This is a genomic window from Kribbella sindirgiensis (genome assembly GCF_004331435.1).
GTDB lineage: Bacteria > Actinomycetota > Actinomycetes > Propionibacteriales > Kribbellaceae > Kribbella > Kribbella sindirgiensis.
This window is the reverse complement of sequence record NZ_SJKA01000002.1, coordinates 700895-720002: the sequence shown is the minus strand read 5'-3', so window position 1 is coordinate 720002 and position 19108 is coordinate 700895. Positions and strand designations below refer to the sequence as shown.

Sequence of the window (19108 nt, the reverse complement as noted above, 5' to 3'; positions counted from 1 at the left end):
CACGGCACCTCGCCGCACGGGGGCAAAGGCCACGATGCTCCGCATCGACCCCTTCGCCCCCGCACGCCGATGCACCGCACCGAGCACCTGCTCGCGACGGCGGGGAATCGCCAGACAGGACCTACCCGCCGCGACCGGCCGTGAATCGGCCGGACATTGTGGCCCTGGGACAACGTTCTGGCCACTCTCGGTGTTCTGGACACGATGACAACCACGATGGCTACCCGGTCTCAGCTTCTGCCGAAGTCCTGGACCCAGCTGCCCGGTCCCCAGTCCGGCTTGACCTGGCCCGGGTCGTATCCGACGCCGATCGTGGTGAACCGGCAGTTCAGGATGTTCTTGCGGTGCCCGTCGCTCTGCATCCAGGCGGCGACCACCTTCTGTGCGCTGTCGTAGCCGGCCGCGATGTTTTCGCCCCAGCTCGACCCGCGGTACCCGGCGGCCGCCATCCGGTCGCCAGGGTCTTGTCCGTCAGGGTTGGTGTGGTCCATGTAGTGCCGGCGGACCATGTCCGACGCATGCTTGCCGGCGGCCTCGACGAGTGCGCTGTCCAGCCGGAGCGGGCCGCAGCCCTGCTGTTCACGGATCTGGTTGGTGTACTCGAGGACCTGCCGCTCCTGCGTGTTCGTCCCGCCGCCACCGGTGGGCGGCTGCGTGGTCTCGCTCGGCGTCGGGTCGGTCGATCGCGTCTTCGTCGGCGTCTTGGTCGGCGTCCGCGTCGGCGTCGTACTCGCGGTCGTCGTCGGCTTCGGCTTCGGCTTGCCGGCCTGGGTCCGTGGACTGCCCGGCGCGGTCGGTGACACGGTCACTGTGGTCGTGCCGACGGTCGGTGCCGTCGGCGTGGTGAGCACGGTGCTGGGCGTGTCGCTCGACGCACCCGGGCTCGCCGGGGTCGCGGAGGAGGACGTGCTCGCGCCGAACGCCGGCGTACCGAGGACTGCTGTCGTCGTCCGTCCGTTCGGCAAGGTCTTCGTGATGGTGATCAGCGGCGTGCCGGCCGTCGTACCTTCGACCGCGGACCCGCCGTCGACACGGGTGTCCTCGTTGACGTACTGGACGTTGGTGGCGTCGTTGACCTGGTCGCTGTCGCGCGACATCAACCAGACCACAGGTCCGATCGCGACCAGGACCGAGAGCGCGCTGACGGTAGGGCCGACCAGGCCACGGCTCCGCCGGGGAGCACGTCTACTGCCGCGGTGCCGCCGGGGGGTAGGCGAATCCATCATGGGATGGGCGAATCCTCTTCGTTTTTCGTCGTACCGAGTTGCGCGTCGTTCCCCGTGGTCCAGCCAGGTCCCCCCTGGTCTCACCGAACAGCGACCTTAACCGACGTGCAAGGTCATCGTTACGGAGCCGAATGGCCTCTTAACGAATCCTGAAGAAAACGATTGACTGAACGCCGGGGTAACCCGGTCAGCCGCCGAAATCCTGCACCCAGCTGCCGTTGCCCCAGTCGGGTTTCACCTGGCCGCTGTCGTACCCGATGCCGATCATCGTGTAGCCGCAGTTGAGGATGTTCGCGCGGTGTCCCGCGCTGTTCATCCAGCCCTTCACGACTGCGGCCGCGGTCGTGTAGCCGACCGCGATGTTCTCGGCCATCGCACCGCCCCGGAACCCGGCCGCCTTCATCCGGTCGAACGGGCTGCGGCCGTCCAGGCTGTCGTGCGCGAAGTAGTGCCTGGCAACCATGTCGGCGGCGTGCGCCTCGGCGGCCTGGGTCAGCGACTTGTTGGTCCGCAACGGTCCGCAGCCGGCCTTCGCACGTTCCTGGTTGGTCAGGTCCAGGACCTGCGCCTCGGCCGGTCCGCTGGTGGGCTTCGAGGTCTTCGTCGTCCTGGTCGGCGTAGGTGTCGGGGTCGCGGAGCGGGTCGGCTTCGGCGACGTCGTCGACGTGGTGGGCTTGGGAGTCCGTGTGCTGCCCCGGCTCGGCGCCGACGTCGTCCGCGTGGGTTTCGGCGTCACGCTCGTGGCCTTCGAGGGGGTCGGCGTACGTCGAGGTGTGTACGTCGGAGTGGTCGGACGGACCGGTGTGGCCGACGACGCGTCGTCGCTCGCGGTCTCCATCGACGAGACCGGTTCCGACTGGCTCGTGACCTTGCTGCTGTCCGACTGGCGCAGTACGAACCACCCGATGCCGGCCAGCAATACGAGAGCCGACAGTGACGCGATGAGGGGACCGGCCACACCGTTGCCGGGGGACCGTCTGTGGTTCGTCATGATCTGCAGCCTTGCCCAGGCCAACGATTGCCCACCCGCGCAGCGGGCAGCACTTCACAAACCTTTGACTATGGCAGTCGTTTGAATGAGTCAGCGCGAGCGGGCGATGACGATGTCGGCGATCACCTTCCAGCCCAGACTCCGGTACAGCCGCAGGCCGTCGATCGACGCGATCAGGATGCCGCGTTTCGCACCCTTCGCCGCGGCCGCCTCGACCAGCGACGCCATCACGGCGCTGCCGAGTCCGCGCCGGCGGTGCGCCGGGTCGGTCTCGATCCGGTCCGCGACCGCGTCCTCGCCGACGACCGCCATCCGGCCGCTCGACACCACTCCGCCGTGCATGGTGGCGCGGGTGATGATCAGGTCGTCCTCGAGCTCGGTGTGCAACGTATATCGCTCGTGCAGCTTCAGGGCCGGCTGCTCCGAGAGCTGGATCGTCATCAGCCAGTCCTGGTCCTGCTGGACCTCGAGGCCGAGTTCCTCCAGCTGTTCGATCCGGGCTTCCTTGTCGTCGGTGGCCAGCGTGATCCAGCCCGAGCCGCGCCCGCCGCCGTCGGCGAGGGCCAGCTGGGCGGCGCGTTCCACCCGTTCCGGTTTGTCATCGGCATCCAGTACGACGTACTCCGTCGGCCGGCTCTCCTCACCTGCCCGGACGATCAGAATGCCGTCGTTGTCATCCTCAACCGTGGTCCAGCCCCGCGAGACGGACCACCCGGCCTGCCAACGGCGGACGAGTTCCTCACGATCTCTCACCCGTCGATTCAAGCAGCCCGGCAGCCCGACGGCGAGGGGAACCGGTGTCGTTTGACACCAACTCGCCGTAAACCGCTGCCTGCAGCCGGTCACCACGGGACCCTGAGCTGTCAGCCGGCAGGGTGCTCCGTGGCGAGCAGGTCGTAGGTGCGGAGGTTGGTGTAGGTGCCGTCGCGGCGGGGGTCGGCGAGGCGCTCGTCGGCGACCCGCGTGAAGCCGTTGGCCTCGGCAACGTGCGCGGACGCGGTGTTCACGTCGGCGCACCGCAACACCAGCCGGCGCCGGCCCAGACCGCCTTCCTCGATCGGCCGGAACGCGTGCCCGATCACCAGCTCGACCGCACTCGACATCACCTTGCGGCCGCGCGCGTCCGGGTGCATCCAGTACCCGATCTCGCCGATCGTGTTGTCGATCCGGTTGTTCAGACCGAAGATGCTGACGTTGCCGAGCAGCACGTCGGTGACCGCGTCGGCGATCGCCCAGGCGACCGCGTCACCGCTCGCCGCCGCATCCGCCCGGCTCGCGATGAATCCCTTCGCGTCGTCGAGTCCGTACGGCGACGGCATGCCCGTCAACCACTGCTGCGTCCGCTCGTCGCCGCACGCCTCCATCACCCGTTGCGCGTCCGACGCGCGCAACGGCCGCAGCCGGATCGTGCCGCCGTCGAGCACGGGAACCGTCCACCAGTTGCCCTTCGGCTCGAGCTCGTCGTCGCGCCCGATCGTCGCGACCCACTCGTCCTTCCGGACGCCGCGCGACAGGCCGCCGCCCGGAATCGTCACCAGCCCGTGGAACCCGGTCTTCCACGCGACCCGGCGGCTGGCGTAGTTGCCGACGTACGCACGCCAGATCACGCGCGTCCAGTCGAGGTCGTCGAACGCGTACCGCACCACCAGCTTCAGTGCCCGCGTCATCACCCCGTGGCCGCGGACCTCGGCCGACACCGCGAACCCGACCTCGCCGACACCGCCTTCGCCGTCGCGCAGATCGATGGTGCCGACGTAGTTCCCGTCGTACTCGATCGCCCAGGCCCAGGCGGTGTTCTCGCGCCATCCGGCCGGGACCACCTCGGTGAGGAAGTTCACCGCGTGCTCGTGCAGGTACGGGACCGGGATCGTGGTCCATTCCTGCATCACCGGGTCCTGGCACATCCGGTACGCCGGGTCGACGTCGTCGGCCGTGTGCGCACGCAGGGTCACCACGCCGTCGGTCAGCACCGGGACGTCTTCGGGAAATCGCATGCTTCAGGGTGACGCGCTGCCACCGGCCGGGCAAACACATTTCCCTGACACCGAGGCGTTCCCCGATTAGGCTGTGGGCGTGAACCCAGCCGGAGCAGAAGCGCCACGCGGCCGCGGCGGCCAGCTCGCCGCCCAGCGACAGGCCACGATCGTTGCCGAGGTCAACAGCCGCGGCGCGATCACGGTGGCCGAGCTGGTCGACCGGTTCGGGGTCTCGGACATGACCATCCGGCGCGACCTGGACGCCCTGGACTCCAGCGGTCTGCTGCACAAGGTGCACGGCGGCGCGACCTCCGTCGGCCTGCGCAGCGCGCACGAGCCGGGCTTCGACGCCAAGCTGACCCAGGAGTCCGCGGCCAAGCAGGCGATCGCCGCCGAGGCCGCCACCCGGGTCCAGCCGGACAGCGCGATCGGCATCGGCGCCGGTACGACGACGTACGCGCTGGCCCGGCAGCTGTTGCGGGTCGAGAACTTGACAGTTGTCACGAACTCGGCGCGGATCGCCGACGTGTTCCACGGCAACGGGCGCTCGGACCGCACCGTCGTCCTGATCGGCGGCATCCGGACACCGTCGGACGCGCTGGTCGGCCCGATCGCCACCGCCGCGCTGGCGTCGCTGCACCTGGACCTGCTGTTCCTCGGCGCGCACGGTGTCGACGCCGAGCACGGGTTGAGCACGCCGAACCTGATGGAGGCCGAGACCAACCGGTCGTTCATCGCCGCGAGCCGTGAGGTGGTCGTCGTCGCGGACCACACCAAGTGGGGGACCGTCGGCCTGAGTACGTTCGCGACCTGGTCCGACCTGGACGTGATCGTCACCGACAACGGCCTCACGACCGCCGCCCGCAAAGCCATGCGCGACACAGGATGTGACCTAGTCATCGCTTCATGAACACCCCGCACGTCAACTGACGCGCGCAGCGCCGGAGACTTCGCGCGTCGCGTCGCGTCGCGTCGCGTCGGCGTCGGCGCGGGTGCCTCGCCCCGGCGCTGTGCCACAGGCCGGAGCGCTGTGGGGAGTTCTACCCACCCAAATCGGGCAGCAGCCCTCCCCAGTCCCGGCGAAAAACCTCCCCAAACCGGTTTGGGGACTGTGCGCGCCCCGATCCCGGTGCCAAACCTCCCCAAACCGGTTTGGGGGGCTCTGTGCGTGGATTGGGGAGCCGTACTGCCCGATGTGGGAGGGCGCGCCTCCCCAAACTGGTTTGGGGAGGCGTCAGCGGGTGGTGCGCGATGTCAGCTGACGCGGGAGGCGCCGGCTGATGGGGTTGCGGCGAGTGAGGTCGGGGCCGAGAAACCGTGTTCCGCAAAGGCTTTCTCGATCGCGGACAGCACGGAATCGGCCGCCGACGCCTCGACCAGCGCGATGATGCAACCACCGAAACCACCACCGGTCATCCGCGCCCCGAGCGCACCGGCCTCCAGCGCGGTGTCGACGGCGACGTCGAGCTCCGGCACGGTGATCTCGAAGTCGTCGCGCAGCGAGGCGTGCGATGCGGTGAACAGCGGACCCACCTCGCGCAGCTTGCCGGCCCGCATCAACGCGACCGCGTCCTCGACCCGGCGGATCTCGGTCACCACGTGCCGCACACGCCGCCGTACGACGTCGTCCGGCAACCGTCCGAGCGCGTCGTCGAGGTCCTCGAACGCGATCGACCGCAACGCCGGTACGCCGAGTTCGGCCGCCGCCTGCTCGCAGCTCGTCCGGCGTGCGGCGTACTCACCGTCGACGTGCCGGTGCGGTGCCTTCACATCGACGACCAGCAGCGCGAGATCGTCCGCCGGCGGGTCGAACGGAATCTGGTCGGTGGACATCGCGCGGATGTCGAAGAACAGTGCGTGGCCCGCGGTGCAGCACATCGAGGCCATCTGGTCCATGAGTCCGACGGGCGCGCCGACGTACTGGTTCTCGGCCTTCTGGGCCAGCCGCGCGATCTCGGCCGGGTCGACCTCGATGTCGCGCAGACCCAGTAGCGCGACGAACGTCGCGCACAGCAGGGCGGCCGACGACGAGAGGCCGGCACCGGACGGAAGGTCCGAGTCGACGAGCAGGTTCGCGCCGCCGATCGGGTAGCCGGACTCGCGCAGGATCCAGGCCGCACCGGCCGGGTACGCGGCCCAGTCGCCGACCGACCCCGGGGCCAGGTCGTCGATCGCGAACTCGGTGACGCCCCGGTGCCCGCTCGACGCGACGGCGATCCGGCCGTCGTCCCGCTTCGAGGCGGTGACCAGGATCCGGTTCGGCAGCGCGATCGGGAGCACCAGGCCGTCGTTGTAGTCGGTGTGCTCGCCGATCAGGTTGACCCGGCCCGGGGCGCGCCACGTGCCGTCGGGCGACGTACCGAAAACCTTCTGGAAGCTCACTGGCCGGCCTTTCGCAGGGTCTCGGCCACATCCTCGGGCCGGGTGTCACTGATGAACGCGCCCATGCCGGACTCGGAGCCGGCCAGGTACTTGATCTTGTCCTTGGCCCGCCGGATCGACAACAGCTCCAGGTGCAGGTAGCCGAGCTCGCGATCGATCCGGACCGGGGCCTGGTGCCAGGCGGCGATGTACGGCAGCGGCTCGCCGTACAGACCGTCGAGGCGTTGCAGGACGTCGAGGTACAGCTCGGCGAAGTCGTCGCGCTCGCCGACCGACAGTTCGTCGATGCCGCCGACCTGGCGGTGCGGGTACAGGTGCACCTCGACCGGCCAGCGGGCGGCCTCCGGGACGAACGCGGTCCAGTTGCCGTTCTCGGCGACGACCCGGGTGCCTTCCTTGCGCTCGGCGGCCAGGACGTCGGCGAACAGGTTGCTACCGGCAACTTCTTGGTGCTTGCGGGCCTGCCGCAGCAGGTTCTGCATCCGCGGCGGGACGAACGGGTAGGCGTAGATCTGGCCGTGCGGGTGGCTGAGCGTGACGCCGATCTCGCGGCCGCGGTTCTCGAACGGGAACACCAGCTCGACGTCGTCGCGGGCGCCGAGCTCCGCGGTCCGGTCGGCCCAGGTGTCGACGACCAGCCGGGCCTGCCCCTGGGACAGATCGGTGAACGAGCGGTTGTGGTCGCTGGTGAAGCAGACCACCTCGGTCCGGCCGGGGCCGGCGAAGGACGGGAACCGGTTCTCGAAGACGGCGACGTTGTAGTCGTGGTCCGGGATCTCGGTCGGGTTGCCCGGCTTGCTCGCGCACAGCGGGCACTGGTCCGCCGGCGGTAGGTACGTCCGGGTGTTGCGGTGCGTCGCGTAGGTGATCACGTCGCCGGTGAGCGGATCGGTGCGCAGCTCGACCTGCGGCTGCGGCGCGGGCAGGCCGCGGGTGTCCTCGAGCGGCGCCCGGGCCGGCGCGTCGGCCGGGTCGTAGTAGATCAGCTCGCGGCCGTCCGACAGCCTGGTGTCCGTCCGGCGCGCTCCGCGCGGTGTGTTCATCGATTGACCCTCCCGGCCGTCCGACGCTTGGGCAGCCAGGAATCATCGTAAACCAACAAACTCGAACATGCACTGTGGGACCGCCCACCGCTAGAGTTGGTAGATGGACGACTACGCCCAACGCCCGCCCTCTCGACGTCTGACGAGAGGGCGCTAGGAAACCGCACCCATGAACGACACCCTGCTCAACATCGTCCTGATTCTGGTCTTCGTGCTGATCGGCGGGGTCTTCGCCGCGGCCGAGATGGCCCTGGTCTCGCTCCGGGACAGTCAGCTCAAGGCGCTCTCGCACCGCGGCCGGCGTGGCGAGATCGTCGCCAAGGTGGCCGCCAACCCGAACCGGTTCCTGTCCGCCGTGCAGATCGGCGTGACCCTGATGGGCTTCCTGTCCGCCGCCTTCGGTGGCGCGACGCTCGCGGACGGACTCGCACCGCACCTGCAGAAGCTCGGGCTGCCCGAGTCGGTGGCCGGCACGGTCGCGCTGGTGCTGATCACGATCCTGATCTCGTACGTCTCGATCGTGCTCGGCGAGCTGGCCGCGAAACGCCTGGCCCTGCAGCGGGCCGAGGGGTTCGCGCTCGCGCTCGGGCCGCTCGTGGACCGGATCGCGTCCGGTGCGCGGCCGGTGATCTGGCTGCTGTCGAAGTCCACCGACCTGGTGGTGCGCGCCCTCGGCGGCGACCCGAACGCGAACCGTGAGGTGATGTCCGACGAGGAGCTCCGCGACGTCATCTCCGCGCACGAGTCGCTCGGTGAGGAGGAGCGGAAGATCGTCGACGATGTCTTCGAGGCCGGCAGCCGGCAGTTGCGCGAGCTGATGCTGCCGCGCACCGAGGTGGATTTCGTCGACGCCGAGATGCCGGCGTACAAGGCGGTCAAGTTCGCCGCCGAACGGCCGCACTCGCGGTACCCGGTGATGAACGGCTCGGCCGACGACATCGTCGGGTTCGTGCACGTCCGGGACCTGTTCGACCCGGCGGTCGCGACCCGCTCGGTCCGGGTCGGCGACCTGGCCCGCGAAGTCCTGATGCTGCCGGACACCGCGAAGCTGCTGCCGACGCTGACCGAGATGCGCCGCCGCAGCACCCACCTCGCGATCGTCCTCGACGAGTACGGCGGTACTGCCGGCATCGTCACGCTCGAGGACCTGGTCGAGGAGCTGATCGGCGACATCACCGACGAGTACGACGAGGAACCGGCCGAGACGACCTGGCTGCGCAGCGGCGACATCGAGGTCGACGGGTTGCTGAACCTGGACGACTTCGCCGACGCGACCACGATCGAGCTCCCCGACGGGCCCTACGAGACCGTCGGCGGGTTCCTCGCCGCCCGGCTCGGGAAGGTTCCGTCGACCGGCGACGAGGTCCCGTTCGACGCCCACACCCTCACCGTCACCGAGATGGACGGCCGCCGGGTCGCCCGCGTCCGCCTGCACCTGGTCACACCGTCAGAGCAGATTCCGGCCGAGGAACCAGAGCCCGCCGCCGACTGAGTACCACCAGCCCGCCCACGACGTACCCGAGGCCCTGGAAGACCAGGATCGGGATGATGCCGACGGCGTCGCCGAGCAGGCCGGCCGCGGCGATGCCGAGCAGGACCGCGATGCTTTCGGCGGCGCCGACCGCGCCGTAGATGCGGCCGCGGGTGCCGTCGACGGTGAGGCTCTGGAACACCGTCATCATCCCGGCGATCGTGAGCGCGCCGGGCAGGCCGACGACGATCATGCACACGAACGCCGGAATCACGCTGTCCGACGCCAACGGGTAGAGGAACAGCGCGATGTCGATCAGCCCGAACGCGAACGCGCCGAGTCCCCACAAGGTCGCGGCCGGCCAGCGGGAACCGATCGCGGCCGCGACCAGACCGCCGACGATCCCGCCGATCGCCTGCGACGACACGATCAGGCCGTACACCTTCCCGTCGCCGCCGACCTCGGCGCTGACGAACGGTGCGAACAGCGTGCTCATGATCCCTTCACCGACGCCGGTGACCAGGCAGAACACGAAGAACAGCCGCATCGCCGGACCCGCGACGCACAGCCGCAAGCCCTCGGTCCACTCTTCCTTCAGCCGCTTGATCGCGCCGCCGGCCGTCTCCTCCTTGGCGTCGGGCCGAACCTGCCGGTGCCGCATCGCGGCGACCAGCACGACGGCGGCGAGGAACGTCACGGCATCGCCGATGGCAAGGAGCGTGAGTCCGCCGGCGGCCGCGAGCACGCCGCCGAGCGCGGCGCCGACCAGGCGGGCGAGGTCGCGGATCTGACTGTTCAGCGCGTTCGCGGTCACCAGTTGGTCGGAGTTCACGAGGAGCGGGACCAGTGACTGTTCGGCCGGCGTGAAGAACTGCTGCAGACAGCTCTGCGCCAGGACGACGGCGTACACGATCCAGATCATGCTGGCGTCGTGGACGGCGATCAGGGGGAGCAGTACGACGGCGTTCAGGACGTTCGTCACGATCATGGTGGTGCGCTGGTTCCACCGGTCGACGAAGACACCGGCCAGCGACCCGAGCAGCACGGCGGGGAGGAACGACGCGAGCAGCAGTCCGCCGGAGGCGAGTGTCGAGCCGGTCAGTACGTACACCTGGAACGCGAGCCCGGTGCGCAGCAGCCAGTCACCGGTGAGCGAGATCAGGCCGGCGCTGAGCATCAGCCGATAGTCACGCTGCCGCGCGAGGACGCCCCACAAGTCCTTCATGTGCTTACTCCTCGGGTGAGACCGCAACGATCTGGGTGAACGAGACGTGCCGGCTTCCCGCCGGCCGGGTGGACTTGTCGTCGATCGGCCGCTCGTCCACCCAGCGCTGCAGGAGCTCGTTGATCTGCCCAACGATCTCCGCCAGCTCCTCGCCGGTCAGGTAGAGACCGGTCTGCCCGATGCCGGAGTTGTCCCGCCAGACCGGGTCGGCCAGCAGGCGCTGCTGCTGCCATTTCGCCAGCGCGTCCAGCGCCCGCTCGGCCATCAGTTGCTCGAGTACGTCGGCGGCGGCCGCGCCTTCGGGCGTCTTGATCGCGTCCCGCCACGACTGCGACGTGGACACCAGGCGCCACGGCCGCTCCCGGTTGTCCTTGCCCGGCGCCGGTTCGACGAAGTCGTACTTCGCCAGCTGCCGCAGGTGGTGCGACGCCAGCGCCTGGCTGATCCCCAGCCGCCGCGCCGCCTCGGCCGCCGTCAGCGGGCCCTCGCGCCCGAGCAGCGACTGCAGGTCGAGCCGCACCGGATGCGCCATCGCCCGAATCGCCAGCGGATCGTTCAGCAGCCGCGCCCGCTGCGGATCCTTTTCCAAAGACATGATTGGAATATGCGCCACACCACATCCAATGTCAAGCCATTGCTTGGAATGTTGTTGGTGTGCAGATGGACAGGAGGTGTCAGTCCGCTGGGTAGTGCACCTGAGCGTGTTGAGGGTCGGCGTGTACGGCGTCTCGGGGTGCTCTACCTGTTGAGAGCGCACACCTGACCCTCGGTCAGCCGGTTCGGTCCCGGATCCACTCCAGGGCGGATTCGGACTGGCTGAGGATCGAGATGTGGCTGAGGCCGGGGTGCAGGGCGAGTTCGGCGGTGGGGAGGTTCGCGGCGAGCCAGCCCGCGTGGGTGCTGGGGATGATGTGGTCGGCGGTGCCGTGGAGGAGGAGGACCGGGGCGGTGATCGTGGCCGGGTCGCAGCCCCATGGGACGACGTACGAGCAGTCGTCGTCGACGGCGCCGTCGGGGCCGTTGGGCATCGCCTTGTCGCCGGCGACCGAGCCGAGCCAGCCCCACGGGCCGTCGAACATCGCGACGTCGGAGTCGGTGAACTCCGGGTCGTACTCGACCGCCTCGTTGTGCAGTCGGGCCGCGCGGCCCGCCACCGCGGCCTGCAGCGCGGCGCGGCCGGAGTCGATCATCCCGTCGTACCAGCCCTCCATGCCGTACGGCGCGATCGCGGCGAAGGTGGCGACGGCCTCGACGCGGTCGCCGAGCACGGCGGCGGAGCCGAGTGCGTAGGAGCCGCCGCCGGAGTAGCCCATCAGTGCGCAGGTGCCGATCCCGAGTGTGTCGAGGACCGTGGTCAGGTCGGCGGCGACCGAGGCCATCGTGCGGCCGGGTGCCGCGGTCGAACCGCCGTACCCGGGCCGGTCGAACGAGATCCACCGGATGCCGAGCCACTCGCCCGCCTCGTACAGCGGTGCCGGTGGCGTGCCCAGGTTCGGCGTGCCGTGGTGCCAGACGACCGCCAGCCGCGCGTCGTCACCGGGCGCGCTGTCGTACCCGTGCAGGACCCGCCCGTCGGCCGTCCGGAAGTCGATCTCGTCCATGCGCTTCACCATAAATCGCCGAAATGTCGAGTGCTGCCGGTCGTGTCCGACCTCTGCTGCGAAGATCCTGTACCTGCCCGAAAGGACACCTGACATGAAGTACCTGCTGATGATTCACAGCAACCCGATCACCTGGGGCCACCCGTCGTTCCTGCACACCGAGGAAGGCAAGGCCCTGCCGAAGAAGGCGCGCGACGCGCTCGCCGCGCAGCTCGACAACCTGCTGAACGAGCTCGATGCCAACGGCGAGCTGATCACCGCCGTCCCGCTCGATCCGCCGGCGAAGACCCGGGTGGTCCGCGTCCGCGAAGGCGTCCGCGCCACCACCGACGGTCCGTACTCCGAGGCGAAGGAGCAACTGGCCGGCGTGTTCCTCATCGACGTGGCAAGCCAGGAACGCGCCGAAGAGGTAGCCGCCACCATCCCGGAGGCCGGCTTCTTCGCCGTCGAGGTCCGCCCGGTCTCAGTGTTCGACTAGACGTTGGTGGTTCGCGGTCGTCGCGAGGGCGGGGTCGAGGGTGCCCAGGGCCAGCCAGGTGGCGCCTCCGACTCCGTCCCGGGCGGTTAGTACCTCGCCGGCGAAGTGCTGGCGGATGATTCGGCCCACAGGTGAGGACTCACCGGCGACACTGCCTGCGAGCACCATCGGGCCCTTGTCCGACGTTGTCTTCAAGCGGGCAGCGGTTTCCGTGAGCAACTCGGCTGCGCGTTTCACCAGCGACCGCGCGATCTCGTCGTCCTGTGCGTACGCCGCCATCACCGCCGGCGCCAGCTCCGCGAGCAGAACCGGTGGGCGACTGTTCACCGTCCTCACCAGATCATCACGCAGCGCGTCGTATCCTTCACGCTGTGCAGCTGCATGCTCGTCCCGATCGGGCAGGATCGCCTGGACGACGGCCTGTCCGAGCAGCCCGAGTGGCTCGCGGAGGTCCAGTGCCTGCAGCACGCTGCGCACAGCCTCCCGGCCGAGCCAGAAGCCGGAGCCGTCGTCGCCCAGCAGCCAGCCGTGCCCGCCCGCGGTGCGCAGGAGTTGATGGTTGCGCACCAGGCCGGCGTTGCTGCCGGTGCCCGCGATCAGCACGGTCCCGTCCGGTTCCGGCGTACCTGAGGCGAAAGCGACCTCGAGATCGCCGATGTAGTCGGGGGCAACGATCAGGCCGGCGCCCGTCCAGGCGGCCTCGAACTGGGCCGCCACGTCCGGCCGCGCCAGGGCAACGCCGCCGGCCATGCCGACGACCCCGGCTTTGACGGCCGTCGGGTCCAGGCCGGACAGCGCGGCGTGAAGCGCCTGGCCGAAGTTGGCCGCCGCACTTGCCGGATGGCTGGTCGGATTCCCTCCCGCTGCGGCTCCGCGACCGATTACGTTGCCCTCAGAGTCCGCGACCACGATCCGGGTGGAGGTACCGCCGAGGTCGCCGCCGAGGACCAGTGGTCCGGCAGGTATCAGGACCACCTGGTCGACAGGTGCGGCGTCAGCGTCCGGAAGCAAGCCTTCGACCGACATACGCGATGCTCCAAACTGCTCGAAAGAGCCTATAAGTAAGCACAAGTAAACAAGGTTACGCAACGGTCCCGATCTAGGGAGATCACACGGATGAGCCTTGACTTTAGCTACGAGTTGAGAAAAGTTCTGTCCAGCAAACAGCAAACTTGCGCATTTGTCGGCACTTGGAGTGTCGTCGGCGAGCAGATTAGTCGAGGGGTGGGCCGTTGATGGCCAGCAGTAACACGGGGGAATCCAGTAGCTTGGGCGCGCACGCGTATGTTCAAACGCTGATGCCGATCCTGGCCGCGGTCACCACCCAGATCGACGGCCCGATCCAGCAGGCCGCCGATCTGATGGCCGCGTCGGTGCGGGCGAACGGCGTCATCCAGGCGTTCGGCTCCGGGCACTCCGAGGCCCTCGCGATGGAGATCGCCGGCCGCGCCGGCGGGCTGATCGCCTCCAACCGGATCGCGCTGCGCGACCTGGTGCTGCTCGGCGGCGAGCCGCCCGAGTTGCTGCGCAGTGCCGAGCTGGAGCGCGACCCGGCGTACTCGCGGAAGCTCTACGAGCTGTCCGCGGCCCGCGAGGGCGACCTGTTCGTGATCGCGTCGAACTCGGGGGTGAACGGCTCGATCGTCGAGCTCGCGAGTGTGGTCAAGGAGAAGGGCCACCCGCTGATCGCGATCACCTCACTGCAGCACACTGGCGGTATGGATTCGCGGCACCCGTCCGGCAAGAAGCTGATCGACTTCGCCGACGTCGTGCTCGACAACCAGGCGCCGTACGGGGACTCGGTGCTCGACCTGCCCGGTGGCGGCAAGGTGTGCGCCGTGTCCTCCATCACCGCGGCACTGATTGCGCAGATGCTGGTGGCTGAGGTATTGCGCCGGCTGACGGAGGCCGGCGAGACGCCGCCGGTCTACCTGTCCGCGAACATTCCCGGTGGCGACGAACACAACCATGCCCTTGAAGCAAGGTACGCCGGTCGTATCCGGCGTACTGCCTGAAACACACTCGGAAGGCGGGACCATGACCACTCCCAACAACCTGTCGCGGCGGCTGTTCCTGCAGCGCGCGGCGGTCGGCACCTTGCTGGCGACCGGCGGCAGCACGCTGTTGGCGGCCTGTGCCACCGGCGGCGGCGACGACAACGGGACCGGCGGTGGCGGCGCCGACAAGACCTCGGAGAACCCGTTCGGCATGGCGGAGAAGGCGACCGTCGACGCGGTGATCTTCAACGGTGGTTACGGCTACGACTACGTGCAGTTCGCGGCCGACATCGCGCAGAAGAAGTTCGCGGGCTCGACGTTCAAGGTCGCCCCGTCGACCCAGATCGCCCAGCAGCTGCAGCCGCGCTTCGTCGGCGGCAACCCGCCGGACCTGATCGACAACTCCGGCGCGAACCAGATCGGCTTCAACACGATCCTGGACCAGCTGTCGACGCTCGACGACGTCTTCGAGGCCAACAACTACGAGGGCACGAAGATCGCCGACACCCTGTACCCGGGCGCCAAGAACCCCGGCACGTACGACGGCAAGTTCGTCGCGATGAACTACGTGCTCACGCTCTACGGCATCTGGTACTCCGACAGCCTGTTCAAGGAGAACGGCTGGGAGGCGCCCAAGACGTACGACGGGCTCCTGGACCTCGGTGCCAAGGCCAAGGCGAAGGGCAAGTACCTGTTCGTCTGGGGCAAGGAAGCCGCCACCTACTACCACACGATGGCCGTCGACGGCGCGATCAAGGAGGGTGGCGACGAGGTCCGGCTGGCGCTGGAGAACCTCAAGGAGAACTGCTGGTCGATGCCGCAGATCCAGGGCATCTTCAAGGCCCTGGAGACGATGGTCAAGAACGGGTACTTCGTGCCCGGTGGCGCCGGCACCCAGTTCACCGCCGCGCAGGCGAAGTGGAGCAACGACCAGCAGGCCGTCCTCTACCCCTCGGGCTCGTGGATCGAGAACGAGATGAAGAAGGCCACCAAGTCGGGCTTCGACATGAAGGGCGTCCCGGAGCCGGTGCTCACCGACGCCCCGAAGCTGCCGTACGAGTCGCTGCGCAGCGCGGCCGGTGAGCCGTTCATCGTCCCGTCGAAGGGCAAGAACGTTGCCGGCGGCAAGGAGCTGCTGCGGGCGATGCTGTCCAAGGAGGCGGCGACCAACTTCGCCAAGACCCGGCTGGCGCCGACGATCGTCAAGGGCCTGGTGCCCGCGGACGGCTTCGGTTCGACCGCGCTGCAGTCGCAGACCGCGATGCTGGACGCGGCCGGCACCAACGTCTTCGACTACCAGTTCGTCGGCCTGTACGGCATGAACACCGACAACCTCGTGGTCTGGAACTCGTTCCTGTCCGGCCAGCTGGACGCGGCCGGCCTGACGAAGGGCCTGCAGCAGATCACCGACAAGGTGCGTAACGACAGCTCGGTCAAGAAGATCCCGGTCACGAAGTGACCATGACGCAAGAGGCTGTGCCGGGAGGCGGACCCCAGCGGTCCGTCACCCGGCGCCGCCGGCCGCTGACCTTCGACCGCGCCAGTTTCATGGTCGTGTTCCTCGGCCTGCCGCTGGCGGTCTTCGTGATCTTCGTGGTCTCCCCGTTCGTGCAGGCGCTGTACTACTCGCTGACCGACTGGTCCGGGTTCAGTTCGGGGATGAACTTCGTCGGCTTCGACAACTACGTGAAGCTGTTCCACGACGACATCTTCCTGAAGGCCGTACGCAACAACGTGCTGCTCGCGATCGTCGTACCGATCGTGACGATCGTGCTGGCGCTGACGCTGGCCACGCTGGTGACGATCGGCGGCTCCGGGACCGGGACCGTCCGCGGTCTGCGGAACGCGGGCTTCTACCGGATCGTCTCGTTCTTCCCGTACGTGATCCCGGCGATCGTGATCGGCCTGATCTGGGCGCAGGTGTTCACGCCGGGTTCGGGCATCCTGGACGCGCTGCTGTCGAAGATCGGGCTGCACCAGTTCGAGAACTACGCGTGGCTCGGGGATGCGCGGACCGCGATGCCGGCCTCGATGTTCGTGATGATCTGGGGCTTCGTCGGCTTCTACATGGTGCTGTTCATCGCCGCCATCCGGGGCATCGAGCCCGAGGTGTTCGAGGCCGCCCGGATCGACGGCGCCGGCCGGTTCCGCAGCGCGGTGTCGATCACGGTCCCGCTGATCCGGGACAACGTGCAGACGGCGTACATCTATCTCGGGATCGCCGCGCTCGACGCGTTCGTCTACATGCAGGCGCTGAACCCCGGCGGCGGGCCGCAGAACTCGACCCTGGTCATGCCGCAGCAACTGTTCACCACGGCCTTCACCAAGGGGCAGTTCGGTTACTCGACGGCGATGGGTGTGGTCCTGGCCGCGGTGACGATGCTGTTCGCGCTCGTGGTCTTCACGGTGAACGCCCTGACCGGCGGACGTGACCGGAAAGCAAAGGTACGCCGATGACGACAACCACCGCCGACCGCGCCGAACTCGCGGCCTCCCGTGCGCCCGGCCACCGGGCCCCAGAGGGCCGGGGTGTGGCGACGACCGCCCACGTCGCGCTGATCCTGTGGTCGTTGCTGGTGATCCTGCCGCTGGTGTGGACGCTGCTGTCCTCGTTCAAGTCGACGCAGGAGGTGCTCGGCAACCCGCTGTCGCTGCCGAGCAAGCTGCGGTTCAGCAACTACGCGAACGCCTGGACGACGGCCGGTATCGGCCGCTACTTCCTGAACACGGTGATCGTGGTCGGCGTCGCGCTGGTGCTGGTGATGATCCTGGGCGCGATGTGCGCGTACGTGCTGGCCAGGTTCACGTTCCCCGGCAACCGGCTGATCTACTACTCGATGCTGGCCGGGCTGACGTTCCCGGTCTTCCTGGCGATCGTGCCGCTGTTCTTCGTGCTGAAGAACTTCGGGATGCTCAACACGCTGCCAGGGTTGATCACGACGTACGTCGCGTTCGCGCTGCCGTTCACGGTCTTCTTCCTGCACAGCTTCTTCAAGGCGCTGCCGGGCGAGATCTACGAGGCGGCGCAGATCGACGGCGCGGGTGAGTGGCGGACGTTCTTCTCGGTGATGCTGCCGATGGCGCGGCCGGGGATGGCGTCGGTGGCCATCTTCAACTTCCTCGGGTTGTGGAACCAGTTCCTGCTGCCCGTCGCCCTGAACACGGACTCGAAGAACTACGTGCTCTCGCAGGGTATGGCCTCGTTCGCGTCGCAAGCCGGTTACGCGGTGGACTTCGGCGCCCTGTTCGCGGCCGTCGTGATCACTGTGGCGCCGGTGCTGGTCGTCTACATCATCTTCCAGCGGCAACTGCAGGTCTCCGTGACCGCGGGAGGCGTGAAGTAATAGCCTGCGGTGATGCTGAGACGGCGGACGTTACTGCAGGGGGCGTTGGCTGGTGCGGTCCTGAGTGGCTGCACCAGCGAACCGGTCGCCCCGCCGGTGTCGAAGGAGAACCCGTTCTCCGTGGACGGGAACGCCCCCGTCGACCTGGTCTTCAGTGAGGAGTACGGCGGATTCGCGGCGGCGGCGTACCGGAAGAAGTACGCGGCCGCCGTCGTCGCGCCGAAGCTGACACCGCAACTGTCCGACCAACTGCTGCCCCGGTTCGCCGCGGGCAACCCGCCCGACGTGGTGCTCAGCACCGGGGACGACAAGCTGAAGGTCGGCCGGCTGGTCAAGGAAGGTCAACTGACCGACCTGCAGCAGTTGCTGGACGCACCGTCCTGGGACAACCCGGACGCGGTGGTCAAGGACCAGCTCCTGCCGGACATGCTGGACTTCGGCTCGTACGACGGGACGCAGCGCACCGTCAACTACATCGCGAGCGTGTACGGGATCTGGTATTCGGCCAGCCTGTTCCAGCGCAACGGCTGGGAGGCGCCGCGCACCTGGCCCGATCTGCTTGCCCTCGGCGCCGATATGAAGGCGGCCGGTCTCGGCCCGTTCATGTACGCCGGCACGCACCCGTACTACCTGCTGGAACTGGTGCTGACGCTGGCCGCCAAGACCGGCGGGCCGGATGTGGTACGGCGGATCGACAACCTGGACGACGGCGCCTGGAAGGACGAGAGCGTCACCAGGGCGATCACCGCCGTCGGTGAGCTGACCAAGCGCGGGCTGCTCGCCCCAGGGACCGCGGACTACGACCACATCGGGTCGCAGAAACGCCTGCTCGCGTCCAAGGTCGGGATGCTGCCGTGCGGCAACTGGCTCGAGAACGAGATGAAGGGCCTGATCCCGCAGGACTTCGCGCTGACCATGTTCGCCGCACCGGCGCTGGACACCTCGCCCGCGCTCGCCAGCGGGGTGCACGTCGCGGCGACCGCGCCGGTGCTGGTGCCGGACAAGGCGAAGAACAAGGCCGGCGGGCTCGAGTACCTGCGGGCGTTGCTGTCGGCCGACGTCGCTGCGCAGGTCACCTCGGAGTCGAAACAGCTCACCATCGTCCGCGGGGCGGCCGACGGGCTGGAGATGGGGACCGCGCTCAGCTCGGCGCGCGACCTGCTCGCGTCGGCCGGCGACCAGCTCATCACTTGGTACTTCGACGACTGGTACCCGGAGTTCGCGACCGCAGCCGCCGCGGCCACCGGGCAGTTCATGGCCGGCGGTCTGCAGCAGTCCGAATGGACCGCGCGGATCCAGGCCGCGGCCGACAAGCTCAAACAGGACAAGGCGGTCACGAAGTACCACCGGGACTGAGATCTGGGCTAGGTTAGG

18 protein-coding genes are annotated in these 19108 nt (G+C 68.6%); 8 read left to right on the top strand and 10 right to left on the bottom strand.

Translation table 11 applies throughout. The features are described from left to right. Positions 1-230: 230 nt before the first annotated feature. The 4 genes from E0H50_RS08115 to E0H50_RS08100 form a co-directional block, all read right to left on the bottom strand. A complete protein-coding gene (locus E0H50_RS08115) occupies positions 231-1097 on the bottom strand; it encodes a CAP domain-containing protein (protein ID WP_238150835.1) in 867 nt (288 codons plus the stop codon). Positions 1098-1413: 316 nt separating this feature from the next. Then, positions 1414-2217: a CAP domain-containing protein gene (locus tag E0H50_RS08110; RefSeq protein ID WP_131285962.1), complete on the bottom strand. Its 804-nt coding sequence runs from the start codon at positions 2215-2217 to the stop codon at positions 1414-1416. A 90-nt stretch (positions 2218-2307) separates the two neighbouring features. Beyond that, on the bottom strand, positions 2308-2970 hold the full coding sequence (locus tag E0H50_RS08105) for a GNAT family N-acetyltransferase (RefSeq protein WP_131285961.1): 663 nt from the start codon (positions 2968-2970) through the stop codon (positions 2308-2310). 110 nt (positions 2971-3080) lie between these two features. Continuing rightward, positions 3081-4211 carry a GNAT family N-acetyltransferase gene (locus E0H50_RS08100; RefSeq protein ID WP_131285960.1) on the bottom strand — a complete coding sequence of 377 codons (1131 nt, stop codon included), beginning with the start codon at positions 4209-4211 and terminating at the stop codon, positions 3081-3083. Between the two features lie 79 nt (positions 4212-4290). On the opposite strand from E0H50_RS08100, the gene E0H50_RS08095 reads away from it, so the two are divergent. Further along, positions 4291-5103 (top strand): DeoR/GlpR family DNA-binding transcription regulator, encoded by an 813-nt coding sequence (locus E0H50_RS08095; RefSeq protein WP_131285959.1) that lies wholly within the window; start codon positions 4291-4293, stop codon positions 5101-5103. Between the two features lie 344 nt (positions 5104-5447). Here the strand turns inward: E0H50_RS08095 and galK are convergent, their stop codons facing one another. After that, positions 5448-6575: a galactokinase gene (gene galK / locus E0H50_RS08090; protein WP_131285958.1), complete on the bottom strand. Its 1128-nt coding sequence runs from the start codon at positions 6573-6575 to the stop codon at positions 5448-5450. Next, positions 6572-7618 carry a galactose-1-phosphate uridylyltransferase gene (galT, locus tag E0H50_RS08085; RefSeq protein ID WP_131285957.1) on the bottom strand — a complete coding sequence of 349 codons (1047 nt, stop codon included), beginning with the start codon at positions 7616-7618 and terminating at the stop codon, positions 6572-6574. The genes galK and galT overlap by 4 nt, the downstream gene beginning before the upstream one ends. A 169-nt stretch (positions 7619-7787) precedes the next feature. Between galT and E0H50_RS08080 the strand changes: the two genes are divergently transcribed. Further along, complete coding sequence (locus tag E0H50_RS08080) at positions 7788-9110, top strand: hemolysin family protein (protein ID WP_131285956.1); 1323 nt, start codon at positions 7788-7790, stop codon at positions 9108-9110. On the opposite strand, the gene E0H50_RS08075 is transcribed toward E0H50_RS08080, so the two are convergent. From E0H50_RS08075 to E0H50_RS08065, 3 genes are all read right to left on the bottom strand, one after another. Next, complete coding sequence (locus E0H50_RS08075; RefSeq protein ID WP_131285955.1) at positions 9058-10314, bottom strand: MFS transporter; 1257 nt, start codon at positions 10312-10314, stop codon at positions 9058-9060. The genes E0H50_RS08080 and E0H50_RS08075 overlap by 53 nt on opposite strands. Positions 10315-10318: 4 nt before the next feature. After that, complete coding sequence (locus E0H50_RS08070) at positions 10319-10909, bottom strand: helix-turn-helix domain-containing protein (RefSeq protein WP_131285954.1); 591 nt, start codon at positions 10907-10909, stop codon at positions 10319-10321. Between the two features lie 175 nt (positions 10910-11084). Then, complete coding sequence (locus E0H50_RS08065) at positions 11085-11915, bottom strand: alpha/beta fold hydrolase (RefSeq protein WP_131285953.1); 831 nt, start codon at positions 11913-11915, stop codon at positions 11085-11087. 94 nt (positions 11916-12009) lie between these two features. Between E0H50_RS08065 and E0H50_RS08060 the strand changes: the two genes are divergently transcribed. Continuing rightward, positions 12010-12393 (top strand): YciI family protein, encoded by a 384-nt coding sequence (locus E0H50_RS08060; RefSeq protein WP_131285952.1) that lies wholly within the window; start codon positions 12010-12012, stop codon positions 12391-12393. On the opposite strand, the gene E0H50_RS08055 is transcribed toward E0H50_RS08060, so the two are convergent. Beyond that, positions 12379-13419, bottom strand: a complete 1041-nt coding sequence (locus tag E0H50_RS08055; RefSeq protein WP_131285951.1) for an N-acetylglucosamine kinase — start codon at positions 13417-13419, stop codon at positions 12379-12381. The two genes, E0H50_RS08060 and E0H50_RS08055, sit on opposite strands and share 15 nt — an antisense overlap. A 209-nt stretch (positions 13420-13628) precedes the next feature. On the opposite strand from E0H50_RS08055, the gene E0H50_RS08050 reads away from it, so the two are divergent. Genes E0H50_RS08050 through ngcE (E0H50_RS08030) form a run of 5 tightly spaced genes read left to right on the top strand, consistent with a single transcriptional unit; the run spans position 13629 to position 19090 of the window. Then, the gene (locus E0H50_RS08050; RefSeq protein ID WP_131285950.1) at positions 13629-14408 is read left to right on the top strand and encodes a sugar isomerase domain-containing protein; all 780 of its coding nucleotides are present in this window, start codon (positions 13629-13631) and stop codon (positions 14406-14408) included. Between the two features lie 22 nt (positions 14409-14430). After that, positions 14431-15849: an N-acetylglucosamine/diacetylchitobiose ABC transporter substrate-binding protein gene (ngcE, locus tag E0H50_RS08045; protein WP_131285949.1), complete on the top strand. Its 1419-nt coding sequence runs from the start codon at positions 14431-14433 to the stop codon at positions 15847-15849. 2 nt (positions 15850-15851) lie between these two features. Next, positions 15852-16847, top strand: coding sequence for a carbohydrate ABC transporter permease (locus E0H50_RS08040; protein WP_131285948.1), 996 nt, complete (start codon positions 15852-15854; stop codon positions 16845-16847). Further along, positions 16844-17734, top strand: a complete 891-nt coding sequence (locus E0H50_RS08035; RefSeq protein ID WP_131285947.1) for a carbohydrate ABC transporter permease — start codon at positions 16844-16846, stop codon at positions 17732-17734. Before E0H50_RS08040 ends, E0H50_RS08035 begins: the two co-directional genes overlap by 4 nt. 12 nt (positions 17735-17746) lie before the next feature. Then, complete coding sequence (gene ngcE / locus E0H50_RS08030; protein WP_131285946.1) at positions 17747-19090, top strand: N-acetylglucosamine/diacetylchitobiose ABC transporter substrate-binding protein; 1344 nt, start codon at positions 17747-17749, stop codon at positions 19088-19090. The last annotated feature ends 18 nt before the right edge of the window (positions 19091-19108 follow it).

What these genes read in the sequence shown, in the direction of transcription:
- E0H50_RS08110 (WP_131285962.1), bottom strand. Translation starts at nt 2,217, where the DNA reads ATGACGAACCACAGACGGTCCCCCGGCAACGGTGTGGCCGGTCCCCTC.
- E0H50_RS08055 (WP_131285951.1), bottom strand. Translation starts at nt 13,419, where the DNA reads ATGTCGGTCGAAGGCTTGCTTCCGGACGCTGACGCCGCACCTGTCGAC.
- E0H50_RS08065 (WP_131285953.1), bottom strand. Translation starts at nt 11,915, where the DNA reads ATGGACGAGATCGACTTCCGGACGGCCGACGGGCGGGTCCTGCACGGG.
- E0H50_RS08060 (WP_131285952.1), top strand. Translation starts at nt 12,010, where the DNA reads ATGAAGTACCTGCTGATGATTCACAGCAACCCGATCACCTGGGGCCAC.
- E0H50_RS08035 (WP_131285947.1), top strand. Translation starts at nt 16,844, where the DNA reads ATGACGACAACCACCGCCGACCGCGCCGAACTCGCGGCCTCCCGTGCG.
- galT (WP_131285957.1), bottom strand. Translation starts at nt 7,618, where the DNA reads ATGAACACACCGCGCGGAGCGCGCCGGACGGACACCAGGCTGTCGGAC.
- E0H50_RS08115 (WP_238150835.1), bottom strand. Translation starts at nt 1,097, where the DNA reads ATGTCGCGCGACAGCGACCAGGTCAACGACGCCACCAACGTCCAGTAC.
- ngcE (WP_131285946.1), top strand. Translation starts at nt 17,747, where the DNA reads ATGCTGAGACGGCGGACGTTACTGCAGGGGGCGTTGGCTGGTGCGGTC.
- E0H50_RS08075 (WP_131285955.1), bottom strand. Translation starts at nt 10,314, where the DNA reads ATGAAGGACTTGTGGGGCGTCCTCGCGCGGCAGCGTGACTATCGGCTG.
- E0H50_RS08040 (WP_131285948.1), top strand. Translation starts at nt 15,852, where the DNA reads ATGACGCAAGAGGCTGTGCCGGGAGGCGGACCCCAGCGGTCCGTCACC.
- E0H50_RS08100 (WP_131285960.1), bottom strand. Translation starts at nt 4,211, where the DNA reads ATGCGATTTCCCGAAGACGTCCCGGTGCTGACCGACGGCGTGGTGACC.
- ngcE (WP_131285949.1), top strand. Translation starts at nt 14,431, where the DNA reads ATGACCACTCCCAACAACCTGTCGCGGCGGCTGTTCCTGCAGCGCGCG.
- E0H50_RS08080 (WP_131285956.1), top strand. Translation starts at nt 7,788, where the DNA reads ATGAACGACACCCTGCTCAACATCGTCCTGATTCTGGTCTTCGTGCTG.
- E0H50_RS08050 (WP_131285950.1), top strand. Translation starts at nt 13,629, where the DNA reads ATGGCCAGCAGTAACACGGGGGAATCCAGTAGCTTGGGCGCGCACGCG.
- E0H50_RS08070 (WP_131285954.1), bottom strand. Translation starts at nt 10,909, where the DNA reads ATGTCTTTGGAAAAGGATCCGCAGCGGGCGCGGCTGCTGAACGATCCG.